General features: G+C 63.5%; 12 protein-coding genes. 6 read left to right on the top strand and 6 right to left on the bottom strand.

The window, feature by feature from the left end; translation table 11 throughout:
• Positions 1–48: 48 nt before the first annotated feature.
• Positions 49–525: a DUF6194 family protein gene (locus OG203_RS13005; RefSeq protein ID WP_405165905.1), complete on the bottom strand. Its 477-nt coding sequence runs from the start codon at positions 523–525 to the stop codon at positions 49–51.
• Between the two features lie 38 nt (positions 526–563).
• Between OG203_RS13005 and OG203_RS13000 the strand changes: the two genes are divergently transcribed.
• From OG203_RS13000 to OG203_RS12990, 3 genes are all read left to right on the top strand, one after another.
• Positions 564–1,319, top strand: a complete 756-nt coding sequence (locus tag OG203_RS13000; protein ID WP_405165904.1) for a MerR family transcriptional regulator — start codon at positions 564–566, stop codon at positions 1,317–1,319.
• 128 nt (positions 1,320–1,447) lie between these two features.
• Positions 1,448–1,732, top strand: a complete 285-nt coding sequence (locus OG203_RS12995; RefSeq protein WP_405165903.1) for a hypothetical protein — start codon at positions 1,448–1,450, stop codon at positions 1,730–1,732.
• A 244-nt stretch (positions 1,733–1,976) separates the two neighbouring features.
• Entirely contained in the window at positions 1,977–2,276 is a 300-nt protein-coding gene (locus tag OG203_RS12990; RefSeq protein ID WP_405165902.1) for a hypothetical protein, read from the top strand.
• 99 nt (positions 2,277–2,375) lie between these two features.
• Here the strand turns inward: OG203_RS12990 and OG203_RS12985 are convergent, their stop codons facing one another.
• Together OG203_RS12985 and OG203_RS12980 are read right to left on the bottom strand one after the other, a co-directional pair.
• Complete coding sequence (locus OG203_RS12985; protein ID WP_405165901.1) at positions 2,376–3,332, bottom strand: alpha/beta fold hydrolase; 957 nt, start codon at positions 3,330–3,332, stop codon at positions 2,376–2,378.
• A 155-nt stretch (positions 3,333–3,487) separates the two neighbouring features.
• Positions 3,488–4,648, bottom strand: coding sequence for an FAD-dependent oxidoreductase (locus OG203_RS12980; RefSeq protein ID WP_405165900.1), 1,161 nt, complete (start codon positions 4,646–4,648; stop codon positions 3,488–3,490).
• Between the two features lie 83 nt (positions 4,649–4,731).
• On the opposite strand from OG203_RS12980, the gene OG203_RS12975 reads away from it, so the two are divergent.
• Positions 4,732–5,319 (top strand): TetR/AcrR family transcriptional regulator, encoded by a 588-nt coding sequence (locus OG203_RS12975; RefSeq protein ID WP_405165899.1) that lies wholly within the window; start codon positions 4,732–4,734, stop codon positions 5,317–5,319.
• An 88-nt stretch (positions 5,320–5,407) separates the two neighbouring features.
• Here the strand turns inward: OG203_RS12975 and OG203_RS12970 are convergent, their stop codons facing one another.
• Together OG203_RS12970 and OG203_RS12965 are read right to left on the bottom strand one after the other, a co-directional pair.
• On the bottom strand, positions 5,408–7,399 hold the full coding sequence (locus tag OG203_RS12970) for a glycosyl hydrolase family 18 protein (protein ID WP_405165898.1): 1,992 nt from the start codon (positions 7,397–7,399) through the stop codon (positions 5,408–5,410).
• A 441-nt stretch (positions 7,400–7,840) separates the two neighbouring features.
• Complete coding sequence (locus OG203_RS12965; protein WP_405167861.1) at positions 7,841–8,347, bottom strand: C1 family peptidase; 507 nt, start codon at positions 8,345–8,347, stop codon at positions 7,841–7,843.
• Positions 8,348–8,935: 588 nt separating this feature from the next.
• Here OG203_RS12965 and OG203_RS12960 point away from each other — a divergent pair.
• Both OG203_RS12960 and OG203_RS12955 read left to right on the top strand, forming a co-directional pair.
• Positions 8,936–9,610 carry a papain-like cysteine protease family protein gene (locus OG203_RS12960; RefSeq protein ID WP_405165897.1) on the top strand — a complete coding sequence of 225 codons (675 nt, stop codon included), beginning with the start codon at positions 8,936–8,938 and terminating at the stop codon, positions 9,608–9,610.
• Entirely contained in the window at positions 9,607–10,206 is a 600-nt protein-coding gene (locus OG203_RS12955) for a hypothetical protein (RefSeq protein ID WP_405165896.1), read from the top strand. Before OG203_RS12960 ends, OG203_RS12955 begins: the two co-directional genes overlap by 4 nt.
• Positions 10,207–10,222: 16 nt before the next feature.
• On the opposite strand, the gene OG203_RS12950 is transcribed toward OG203_RS12955, so the two are convergent.
• Positions 10,223–12,016 carry a UvrD-helicase domain-containing protein gene (locus OG203_RS12950; protein ID WP_405165895.1) on the bottom strand — a complete coding sequence of 598 codons (1,794 nt, stop codon included), beginning with the start codon at positions 12,014–12,016 and terminating at the stop codon, positions 10,223–10,225.
• Positions 12,017–12,295: the final 279 nt, after the last annotated feature.

Genomic DNA, 12,295 nt, shown 5'->3' with positions numbered 1-12,295 from the left:
TCCGTTATGACCTGGACCACAGTCATAGTTCGACAGCCGCCGAGCGGATCAGCGCGAGTCTGATTCGGAGTGTCGCTCGTAGCGGGAGCGCGCGCGGTCGTAGGCCGTCTGCAGCAGTTCGCGGGTCGCAGCGTCGGTCCGGGTGCCGGGGTTCACCACGGCGAGCCAGCCTCCCATGCCGTAAATGGGGTGTGGGATGACTGTGTCGGTGACGCTGTAGTCCACCTCCTCGGTGACTGTCTGTTTCGGTGAGTGGCCGATCCGGTCGATGAATGCCTCTTTTCCGGCGGCGATGTTGACCCGGAAGGTGTCCGGGCGGTCCAGGTGCGACCTCTGATCGTCGGGGTAATCCTTCGTCACGATCGTTGCGAAGGGCTGCGTTTTCGTCGGGACGACCCCATCGGGGGAGTAGTAGAAGAACGAGTCGCCCCAGCTGAGTTCCGGCCAGGGATCTCCGGCGGTGGGGCTGATGGCCAGCACGCCGTCGAGGCTGGAAACGAAGTCGATGATCTCATCTATGGTCATAGCTTCCAGCGTCTCATTCAAGTGCTTGTGTGGACCTTATGCGCAATCACGAGGAGTTCCGGTTGATAAACCTCAAATCGCAGTACAAGCGCACCGTCGATATCGCCCGACGCGCCGGGTACTCGGTGCAGCAGGTGCGCAATCTGGAACGCGACGGCGTGCTGCCGCCCGCGACCCGCACCGCGACCGGCCACCGGATCTACGGCGAGATACACCTGCATTCGGCACTCGCCTACCGAGCACTCGCGGTCGGCGCGGGCCCGACCGAGGCCAAGAAGATTCTCCGGGCATTCCACACGGCTCCGATCGCGGAAGCACTCGCCCTGCTGGACGCGGCGCACGCGCGACTGCACGCCGAGCGCATCGAGCTCGGTCACGCCAAACAAGCCGCCGCGTCCATCTCCTTCGAGCCGATCGATGACGTGCACAGCAGCGACTCGATGAGCATCGCCGAACTCGCCGACGCACTCGGCGTCCGCACCTCGACGTTGCGACACTGGGACACCGAAGCTCTGGTCGTCCCCGAACGCACCAGACAGGGCGCGCGGCACTACACCCCGAATCAGGTCCGAGACGCCCGAATCGTGCATCAACTCCGCAAAGCGGGCTACCCCATCACCCACCTGCGCGCCGTGCTGCCGGAATTACAGCACGCACATCGATCCGACGACGTGCGTGCGGCGCTGGCCACCCGCGACGCCAGCATCACCACTCGCGCCACCGCATTCCTCGACGCCGCCGCCGCTCTACACGCCGTGGTTTCCCTTGCCGCACCGATCAATTCGGCGATATGAGATGCACCGCCACGGTGACCTACTCCACGACTTGCGCCCGTTCAACGGTAATGGCACGATTCCCGGGTTCGGGGGGCTCGTTCGGAATCGCCGAACTCTGTGTATGACTACTTCGATGGGGGAAATCCGTGAATCTCGACTTCAGTGCCGACCCGCAGTTCTCGTGGTACGTGGTTCTGCTGCTGGTGAGCGGCGTGGCGATGATCGCGCTGTCGTTCGCTAAATCCCAGGGCAATGTGGGTCAGCTGCTCAACGCCATCTTCGGCACCCTGTTCGTGGGCTACGGCATCTATCTCGCCTTCATCTTCGACGGCGGCTCGTACTGGATGTTCTTCCAGGCATTCATCCTGCCCGTGCTGCTGGTGTTCCAGTGGGTCAAGTCACTGGGCCGGTCCGGCAACCGGTCCGCGTAGCGGGTATCGAAACGTGCTGCTGACCGCTAGCCGAGTGGGTGCGGCCAGCGTCACAATTCGCCCCTGAGCTGGGGGAATGACGCCGACGGTCAGAAAGATAGTTTCGCGAGGCCGCATGTGGCTACCCCTTGGAGAACGCCAGTGCTGGCTGCCGACGCCAATGATGGCGTGTGCGGCTGGTCGGCGTGATGGAAGTTCGCCAGTACTTGGCGGACTGTCACGACAGCGGGAAGGAACCACATACATGTTGATGCTCACCCCCACCGCCATCGAGGTCGTTCGCAATATCACGTCCGCGGAGGGCGCGCCGGAAGAGGCCGGGCTACGCATCTCCACGGCGGACGGTGCCGAGACGCTACAGCTCGAAGTTGCCGCGGTACCGGCTGAGCAAGACCAGATCCTGACTGCCGAAGGCTCACGGATCTTCCTGGACCGAGAGGCCGCTGCGTTCCTGGACGACAAGGTCCTCGACACCGGAACGGACCGCAATGGTGAAGGCGGGTTCGTCATTGCCCAGCAGAGCCAATTCACCTCGGGCAACTAGCTAGGTGCCGTATTAGCCGGTTGGCAAGGCCAACCGGCTAATACGGCACGATTCTCGTTGTCCGGCAACGACTATCGGATTGCCGAGTCGCGAAAACCGCTACGCCACGAGTGCGAGGTGAGCCGCCTTGCGCCGACCGCTACCGCCCGCCCGCGTCAGCAACCGGGCAATGGCCTCGGCAACCCGACCCGGCTGCTCGAGAATCACCGAATGCCCGGCGCCATCGACCATGACGAAATCCGAGTACTCGACGGCGGCGGCCATCGCGACGGAATGCGACGGCGGCGTCATCAGATCCGCCGTACCGCACAGCACCAACGTTGGGATCTTCGAGAGCACCGCGAGCGCGTCGGTCTGGTCATAAACCATGAAGCCGCTCAAGAAGCTCGCCATCGTCACGATCGGTGTCTCGTTGTGCATCGCGTTGGCAAGAGCGAGCACACGAGCGCTGACCGTGCGATCGCCGAATTCCGCGGTCCGGATGATGGGCGCGAAAACCTTGCAGGCCAACAGCTTTGCGCGATGCATCAGAACCGGAGCGCGGCGGACGGCGGCCTGGAATACCGAAACGACCGGGTTGCGCAGCAGACGCCCGAAACCCGCGTCGGCGAGCCCGCTCGCCGCGGTCGCGATGAGCGCGACGCCGACGATGCGAGTGCCGATCTCGTGCGGACGCTGGCTGACGTAGGTCAGCACGGTCATGCCGCCCATCGAGTGGCCGACGAGGACGACCGGCCCGGTCGGGGCGACGGCGTCGAGCACGTGGCTCAGGTCGTGGCCGAGCTGCTCGAGGTGGTAGGTCTGCCGCGATGCCGCCGCCGAGTCGCCGTGGCCGCGATGGTCGTAGCAGACGACCCGGGCGCCGGGATACTCGCGCAACAGCGCGTCACGGACGTAGGTCCAGGACTCGGTGCGCAGGCAATGTCCGTGCAGGAGAACGACCGTGAGCTCCGCGTCCCGTGGCCCGTACTCGCGAACCGCAAGCGCCACACCATCTTTCGTCGAAACCGTGGCACGACGTTCTGCCGAGGTGACGATGGTGCTCGGTATCGGCATCGGAGGCTCCGGTTCGCTGGCGGTGACACATCCAACTTTCCGCCGCATCCGTCGCCGATATCAGGACCCCGAGTACTGAGCTCGGTCCTCCAAGGTGGAGTCGATCACCACCCAAGGTGAGGGTCATTCCTGGACGCCGTGCGTGACCTTGTTGGTCAGGTCTGGCGATCGGAGGGTTGCAGGAGTCGTTCGTTGAGCTGTCTGCGGATTCCGTCGACTTCGATCGGCGCACCCGAGGCGATGACCTGGTCCAGGTCGGCGCAGGCTTGGGCGGCCGCGGTGGAGCGGGGCAGCATGACGGTTTCGTAGGCGCGAATCGCTTCGTCGATGGTGGGGTGGGTGGCGATGGCCGCGGCGAGGTCGACGCCGTCGAGCATGGCGAGGTTGGCGCCGATGCCGAAGGGCGGCATGAGGTGGGCGGCGTCGCCGAGCAGGGTGATGCCGGGGGTATGGTCCCAGGTGTGTCCGACGGGCAGAACGAACAGCGGGCGGTTGACGAATCCGCCTTCGCTGCAACGCAATAGGTCGAGCAGACTGTCGTGCCAGCCGTCGAAGATGGTCAGTAGGTGTTCGCGGACGGCAGTGGTGTCGTCGAGGTCCAGACCCGCGGCGAGGTGCCAGTCGTGCGGTATCTCGAGCCCGGCGTAGACGCGGATGTGGCCGCCGCTGTTGCGCTGCGCGGACAGCATCGTCCGACCGGACTTCGCGATGATGGTGCCGTTGCCGACCAGGTGCGCCAGCGCGGGATGGTGAGCGTCGGCCTCGTCGAGGAAGGTTTCGACGAGGGTGGTGCCGGTGTGCGTGGGGGTGGCGGCGGAGAGGGCGGGCCTGATGCGCGACCAGGCGCCGTCGGCACCGACGACGAGGTCGAACTGCTGGGTCGCGCCATCGCGAAACCGCAGGGCGGTGCCGTCGGGACTGACCGACTCGACGGTTTGTCCCCAGTAAATCGTTCCGGGAGTGAGGGATTCGAGGAACAGGTCGCGCAGCTGGCCTCGGTCGATCTCCGGCGCGTAGTCTCCGTCCGGTTGTTCGTGATGCAGGATTTCGGCGGTGATGGGGTCGAGCGCGCGCATCTCCTGACCTTCGGGACGCGCCAACGAACGGAACATCTCGAACAGCCCCGCCGCGCGCAGGGCGACCTGCCCGGTATCGGCGTGCAGATCGAGGGTCCCGCCCTGGGTGCGAGCGCCGGGGGAGATCTCTTGTTCGAACACGGTGACCGAGTGACCGTGCAGTTGGAGGCCGCGAGCGCAGGCAAGGCCACCGAGCCCGGCACCGACGATCGCGATGCGGGGGGCTGAAGCGGAACTCATGGCACCATAAAACCTCACTCACTAAAAAAGTTCAACCACTAAACTTTGTTATTGAATGCACCTTGGTTGGGTAGTGTGAGGGGGTGGACGAACCGATCGGGCGCCGCGAGCGCAAGAAGGCCCAGACCCGCCAGTCATTGGCCGATGCCGCGTTGCGACTGTTCCTCGAGCACGGCTATGACCAGGTCGGCGTCAAAGACGTCGCGGAAGCCGCCGACGTATCGGTAACCACCCTGTTCAAGCACTTCCCCAGCAAAGAGGCCCTGCTCTTCGACCTGGACGACGACATCGAGGCGGCGGTCGTCGCTGTGGTCCGCGAGCGTGCCCACGGCCAGTCCATCCCGCAGGCCTTGCGCGAGCACATCTTGTGGCGGGCAACCAACGTGCCAGCCGGCGACACGCAACCAGCCGCCTTCACCCGTATGGTCGCCGACACCCCTGTCCTACGCGAGTACGCCCGTCGCATGTGGCTGCGCCACGAAACCACCCTGGCCAGAACGATCGCGGAAGACATCGGCGCCCCCAATGACGACATCTCCTGCGCCGCGCTGGCCCGATTCGCCCTCGACGCCAGCGACGTGATCGAACGCCACGCCAACCCCCAACGCGCCGCGGACGAGATCTTCGCCCTACTCGAAAACGGTTGGAACGCAATCCATCCCGCGCAATGAGACTACCTGTTCGATTCACCCGCAGGCGGGGTGATCGGGCATAAAGGCGGGCCTCGTAAACGAGGCCCGCCTTAGTGTTTGCCGGTTCTTACTTCAGCGTGACGTCATCCACGCTGTACGACCCTTGGCCGTACCAGCCGTGCACCCAGACCGTGACCTTGGTGGTCGAGGCGCCGGTGCTGAACTTGGTCGAAAGTTGTTGGTACGCACCGCCGGTGCCGGGTGTCCAGGTGGACGTGTCGTTGGTGCCCGAGCCGGTGACGCCGAGGTAGACGTAGTTACCGTTCACCCACGCGGACAACGTGTACGCGTGATTCGGCTCGACGGTGACCTCCTGGGAGCATTGAGCATTATCGCCGCTGCTCGCCGCTCCGGTCAGCGCGTTCTTGCCGCCGTGCACCGGACTGGTGGTGATTGTGCCGAGGTTGCCCGCGCAGGTCCACGGTGACAGTGCGCCGCTCTCGAAATCACCGTTGATCACACCGTTTCCGGTTGGTGGTGTGGTCGTGGTGGTCGGCGGGGTCGTTGTCGTTGTTGTGGGCGGCGTGGTGGTTGTGGACGTCGGCGGAGTGGTTGTCGTGGTGGTCGGCGGAGTCGTCGGCGTTGTTGTCGGCGGCGTGCAGCTGGCCGCGCTACCGTCGACGGTCTTGATCACCTGGTTGAACAATGTCGACGCCGGATCCATGTTTTCCAGCGAGTACATCATCGCGCCGCCGAGACCCTTGCAATGCAGGTAGTCCGACTTGGCCTGGATGGATTGCAGCGAGTCGCCGCCCCAGAAGTTCGTGCCGTCATAGAAGTAGGCGGCCTGCGCGACGGGGTCGTAGAACGTGGTCGACGGATTGTCGACGACACCGGACAGCTCCTTGTACATCCTGATGCCAGGCTCGTTTCCGGACTGCGGGCCGCCGGGCGCCGGACCCGACGCGGGCTGGAAGAGCCCGTGGTTACTGCCCGGCTGCACACCGGTCCAGCCGCGATAGTAGAACGGATACCCGATGGTCAACTTGTTCGATGGGAAGCCGCCCGCGATGCCGTATGAGCTGTCGCCCGCGGTCCACGCGGTGATCGCCTCGTCGATGTTGTACTTCGCGTTGCCCGGCGGCACCGGCGCCATCGGATCGTCCGGCCTGCTGTAGATCGGATCCTGGAAGTTGGTCGGGCCCTTCGCATCCCACGCTCCGTGCATGTCATAGGTCATGACATTGGCGAGGTCGAGGTAGTTGCCGAGATTGTTGGTCTCGTAGTTGCGAATCTTGTCCTGGCCCGCCGAGACGGCCGCGGTCAGCGCGTAGTGCTTGTTGTCGGCCGTGCCCTGGGCATCCAGCTGCTTGCGTAACTCGGCCGCCAGCAACGTGAAGTTGGCCTTGTCGGCAGGCGTCGCGTGGTTGCCGAGATGACCCCCACCGCCCGGATACTCCCAGTCCAGATCGAGGCCGTCGAAGATGCCCTTACCGGTGCCTTGGCCGCCGAAACCGCCCTGCTGCGGCAGGTTGCCCTTGATGAACATGTCGATGCAGGAGGAGGCGAACTTCTTGCGCGCGGCGTCGGTCGCGGACACATCGGAGAAGTACTTCGAGTATGTCCAGCCGCCGATCGACAACAGCACCTTCAGATTCGGATGCTTCGCCTTCAGTTGCTTGAGCTGTTTGAAGTTGCCGACGATCGGGTCGTTCCACGCGTCCGAGGTGCCGTCGACGCTGATCGACGAGTCGAAGGACTTGCCGTAATCGGCGAACGAGTCACCGGCGCCGTCACCGGCATTCGGATCGTTCTCGTCCTGGCTCGCCGCCTTGTTCGCCTCGAAGCAGGTCAGGTTGACCGGATCGATGTTCGCGAACGCGTACATCATGTAGTCGAGCTTGCCCGCCATGCCCGAGGTATCGACATTCTTGGGGTAGAACTGGTTTTCGTAGATCGACCACTGGTTGTAATAAGCGATCTTGACACCGCCCGATGTCGCCGCAGGCGACGCGGTGCGTACCGGCGGTGCGTTGGTAAATCCCACCAACACCGCCGATATGCCGATCAATAGACTCGCGACCGTCGCGACGAGCCCGGTGGATTTCGCCGTTCTCATGGGGTCCTCCCTGTGGGGACGTTGGATCGGTCCCCGATGAACTGAGTCGCGGAGCAGGTCAGCGAATCGTCCACCGCGACATTGCTGTGCGCGCGGCGATGGCCCGAAGATCATAGGCGAACGAGAACCGAAAACTGTTGTGCTAGTGGATGTCCTGGCCGACTGGCCTGTCGCCGAAATCTGGACAACCATTTGAATCATGACATGAATAGGCGCGCGCGGATCCCCAGTGTAGGAGTGGGGAATGCAGCCGCGAAGCCCGGTGAATTCCCCAGTCGATCAGGTGTGGACGTGGACGCGGCGGCAAGGGAGTCTTGTTGCGGGCAATCCGGTGCACCGCAGCACATTTCAGCGCCGATTAAACGGATCTAGAACGCCCGGTTCCTGCCGGCGGAGCAGCCGACAGGAATCAGGACATCAAACTTCGTATGGCATTGGCAATTATCCGGTGACAAGTCGACCCATCGAGTGAATTTCGTCGACGTCGCTGCCTGTTATGAAGGACCATGGTGCGGTGAAGAATCCGTTGTCACCCCAGCTCGATCCCCAGGAGTTCTCGATCGTCACGCCCTTTGAGTCGTATCCAACGATCGTCACCTCATGGCCACCGAGCGTGCGCTCGTTGGGCGACGGGTTATACCGGGAGTTGCTCTGGTTCAGATTCTCGAAGCTCTCCCTTACCTCGAACCCGATCGGGACAGGCAGGCCTGCGGCGATCGCGGCCTTGATGTTGGCCACCTTGTCGCCGGAAGTCAGATCCTTTGAGCCGGAGAGCTTGTAGTGCGCGGCATTCGCGATTTCGTTCTGGTCGGGCTGAGTGGTGTAGTCGAAATCGCCCTGCCAGTAGTCGGACTTGGTGTCGATTCCCTGGTCACGCTCCATCGGCAAGGCGACACCCGCCCACGTGCCCTGGTCATTGCCCTGCGCGATCTGCGCGTAGATGAACATCGGGGCCATCGGGCCACCGGTGATCTGCTGTTCATTCATCAACACGCCGTAGCCGGTGTAGCCGGTCGCCCATGTCACGCAGGCCCCGACCGGACCTTGGTCGCCCGGGGTTCTCGCGTACTGCTTGAGCGAATAGGACGCCGGCGGCGCGCCGGAACCCACCCGAACGGGCAACGCGAATCCGTTGCTTGTGTCCCTACCGAGGGCGGCTTTCGCCGCTTTCACGTCGAAACCGAAGGAATGGTGCTTGAGCTCGGGCGTGGTTGGCGGCGCTGCGTGCGCGATTCCTGCCGAGACGATTCCGACGCCCACCGCGAATGCCATTGCGGCAGGCAGGACTGAATTACGCATGGTGACTCCTAGCTGATGTTGTCGACTTGGGGCATATGCCCCTGATGCGCGCGGGACGTCCAGAATTGTTGATCAGTGGGGGTTGTTCAGACGTTCCGTTGCTACTCTGCGAATGCTCCTCGCAAAACAACAGTGCGGCAACAGTATTCGGTGTTGACATCTTGTTTCGCGTTGGGGAACTTCCCCACTTGCCGCTGCGCGAAGCGGCGGCGTAACTTTCCCTGAAATTCAGCGAAAGTGGGTGCCCAAGTGCTGCCGCGACGAAAACTACATGCTGCTCTCATCGCCGCCACGGTGATGTTTCTCTCCTTCGGTCATGGTACGTCCATCGCCGAACCAATCTCTGCCGGAAAGGATTTCACGTCGCGCTCAACTGGGCTGAAGGTCACCACGGCACTGCCCGGTGTCATCGAGCCGCGTTCGGTAGCCGTCGGTTCGAAAACCCTGCCCTACGCACAACAGGTGCAGGAGTGGAATCAATGGTGCTGGGCCGCCGACGGCGCCTCGATCTCCACCTACCTCGGTCACAAGATCGCCCAGACCGACTACTGCAAACTGGTACACAGCACCGCCAAGGGCGCGCCGTGCCCCAATGAAAGCGCCTCCCTGGAGGAGATCGCCGCCGCATTCAAAAAGATCGGCTTCGCCGCATCGGTCGGCTCGCCATTCTCCATGACGAAAATCGCCGCGGAAATTACGGCAAATCGCCCAATCCTCACCGGAATAGCGTGGACCGCGGGTGGTGGCCACGCCCAAGTCGTCTACGGGTACGACGCCGACGCGAGCACCGTGACGTACGGGGATCCATGGCCGACCTCGCAGCGAATCGTCACGCGGACGCTCGCGTCGTATACCCAAAACCCCGACTGGGCATGGTTCGGCGAAGACTACGGAATCACGAAGAGTAAATGAGGGTGCGCCCGCTCTGCGCGACGGCATTCCTGTGCGCCGCCTTGACAATTCAGGGCTGCGCCACGGCGCATGACCCCCCTGCACAGGCGACCACCGCGGCTGCCCCGGACCTCGGCACGATCGATCAAGTGCTCGAATCACCAGCAACCGCGCAACTCGCCGCCTCATTTCTCAGATCGCAACACCCGCCCACCACCGCCGAAAACGCGCCGCATCTGCGCCGGACCGGCACACCCGTCATGGTCTATGCAACCAACCTCGAGTTCGCGACCGATCCCGACTCCCCGTTGAGCACCGCTGGCACTCCGTCCTACATCGCCGTGCCAACAAGAATCGACCCGCGAACCGACACCGACACAACACAACTCACCCCGACCCCGCCTTACACCCCGCAAGCCATCGCCACCGGAACCGAGGAATCCCAAGTGGCCCAAGCGCTCCCCACCAACGCCAACCTTCTCCTCGACTACCCCTCGCACACCTGGTTCGCCTGGACCGAAACCCGTGTCACCGCAATCTCATCCAGCACGAACACCGACCTGAAGGGGCGGGAGTTCGATACGAAGCAGTTCAAGAAATGGCTGATGTCGCGGTGAGACCCGCATGCGCACATCAGGTTTCCGTGATGCCGATCCAGACGTAGTCCCTGGCGCGGGTGATCGCGACCAGTCGCTGCCGGGCGGCGAGTTCGGCGCGATCGCGATCGGGCCCGGTGTGAGGTCCGGATGGATTGAGCTCGGTGGGGTGCAGGACAGCCGCGAAGTCGAGGCCCTTGGCTCGGTGCACGGTGCCGACTTTTACCGCCCCGCAATAGGTTCCGCGGTAGCCATCCAGGTAGCAGATGGGAATCCCCGCCGCCTCCAGCGCACCCGCGATCCGTTCGGCCATCTTGCGTGTTCTGGTCAGTACGGCAATGTCCGACAACGGTTTTCCGCAGGTATGAATGGCGTCGACGAGTCCGGCTTCCAGGTATTGGTTCGGTCCACGCCAGGTGACAACCTCCCCGCCGGGGAGCGTGACCTCGGCGTCCCGGAGCAGGACCACGGGTTCGTTGTCGAAGTCGCCGAGCGAGTTCACGGCGTCGACCTGTGCGGCGTGTGCCCAAACACGTTGCCGATTGCGGTAATTCACCCGCATGACCGCGCCCCGGCCGCGAAGGTTGATGTTCGCGTCGGTCAGCCGCCAGCCACCGGCGTAAACCTGCTGCTGACCGTCGCCGAGCAGCAGCAGTGGGCTGGTGTTGTCGCCGCCCGCGATGGCATGTGTCAGCTGCAACCCGGCGAGGGTCATATCCTGCACCTCGTCGACGACAACCATGTCGTACGGCTTGTCCAGCGGATGGTGCTGAATCACGGCGAGCGCGATACTGATGACATCGCTGTAGTCGGATACTCCGCGTCTGCTCATCTCCCGAACGTATGGCGCGTAGAGCTTTTCCCAGACGGCTCTGCGCTGGTCACGGTCGAGCGCGACGCCGTTGCGTCCGGTGCGGTCGATGCGCTGATACACGTCGAGGTCGTTGATGTTGCGGCCCTTGATGACGCGGTCGATCTCCTCCCGCCAGTAGTAGGCGTGCGGTTCGAGTGGTTCGAAATAGGCTCTGGCGCTGTCCCATACGTCCCGGAAGACGGCGTCGGAATCCTTCGGACTCAACTCAGGCGGCGGCAGATGCTCCTTGACGAAGTGCATCGCCCACGAGTGCAGGGTCGCGAACTCGACCCGTTCCTCGGTACCGGGCGCGAGTTGGCGAAAGTAGGTTTCCTGACAGGCCGCCAGGGTGGTGACGAACGTCGTGTACAACAGGCGACCGGTCGAACGCTTTGCGTGACTTGCCATCCGGTGCAACGCGACGACGGTCTTGCCCGTCCCCGCAGGACCGGCGAATCGCGCAGGGCCGGAATAGTTTCGGGAGACAAGCTCGAGCTGATCGGGATCGAGAAAGACCATCCATTCGTGGAAAGGCTTGAGCAGAGCCGCATCCCGTTGCAGCGTGGCCGCATCGGCTCGTCCGAACAGTGCGGGTGCGGCATCCGGATGCTGTTCCGCGGCGACCTCGAGCAGCCGATACTCGGCCGTGTGGCCGCTCACCGCGCTGACGATTGTCTCGATCTGTTTGGGGCGGAACTCGCGCTGGTGTGCCCGGATGACCTGATCGAGCTGCATCAGTGAGGCGACCGAAAAACGGCCGTCCTCTTGAATACTGGTGTGATCGGGAACCATCAGCACAACCTGCACATCGTGCGCCGCGTACTGGTTACGGCCGAACAAGAGGTTACCGAGCAGAGCCTCGGCGTGGTGCCGAATCCGATTCAACTCATCAGGGGCGGTGCTGGTGCAGACCAGCGCGAAGATTCCGGTCCGACACACGAGCAGCGCATCCGCCCGGTCCTTCGGCGTCCCGGGCATACCGCGATGAATGAGAAGCTGCCTACCCGGCTCGAGCAGGGCCGCACTGAAGAAGTTCCTATGATCCGATTCGAGACCAGGCACGCGACGCAATGCATCCGCCACCCTGACCTGCCATCTTCGAGAAGCATCGCCAACCATCGATCCCCCTTCGATCGAACTGTGCCGAACTTTCGACGGTAAGTCCGAAGGAAGGAGAGCGCGGAGGGCTTCGTCACTTTCAAATGGAACGGTTACCCACGCCCACAAACTGACAGCCACAACGTTGCCCACCCGCCA

This window comes from Nocardia sp. NBC_01499, from assembly GCF_045040275.1.
GTDB lineage: Bacteria > Actinomycetota > Actinomycetes > Mycobacteriales > Mycobacteriaceae > Nocardia.
Note: the sequence above shows the minus strand (reverse complement) of the source record. Positions and strands in the feature narration are given on the sequence as shown.

Coding starts and splice junctions, on each gene's coding strand:
- OG203_RS13005 (WP_405165905.1), bottom strand. CDS start 525: ATGACCATAGATGAGATCATCGACTTCGTTTCCAGCCTCGACGGCGTG.
- OG203_RS13000 (WP_405165904.1), top strand. CDS start 564: ATGCGCAATCACGAGGAGTTCCGGTTGATAAACCTCAAATCGCAGTAC.
- OG203_RS12990 (WP_405165902.1), top strand. CDS start 1,977: ATGTTGATGCTCACCCCCACCGCCATCGAGGTCGTTCGCAATATCACG.
- OG203_RS12985 (WP_405165901.1), bottom strand. CDS start 3,332: ATGCCGATACCGAGCACCATCGTCACCTCGGCAGAACGTCGTGCCACG.
- OG203_RS12980 (WP_405165900.1), bottom strand. CDS start 4,648: ATGAGTTCCGCTTCAGCCCCCCGCATCGCGATCGTCGGTGCCGGGCTC.
- OG203_RS12970 (WP_405165898.1), bottom strand. CDS start 7,399: ATGAGAACGGCGAAATCCACCGGGCTCGTCGCGACGGTCGCGAGTCTA.
- OG203_RS12965 (WP_405167861.1), bottom strand. CDS start 8,347: ATGTTCATCTACGCGCAGATCGCGCAGGGCAATGACCAGGGCACGTGG.
- OG203_RS12955 (WP_405165896.1), top strand. CDS start 9,607: ATGAGGGTGCGCCCGCTCTGCGCGACGGCATTCCTGTGCGCCGCCTTG.
- OG203_RS12950 (WP_405165895.1), bottom strand. CDS start 12,016: ATGCCCGGGACGCCGAAGGACCGGGCGGATGCGCTGCTCGTGTGTCGG.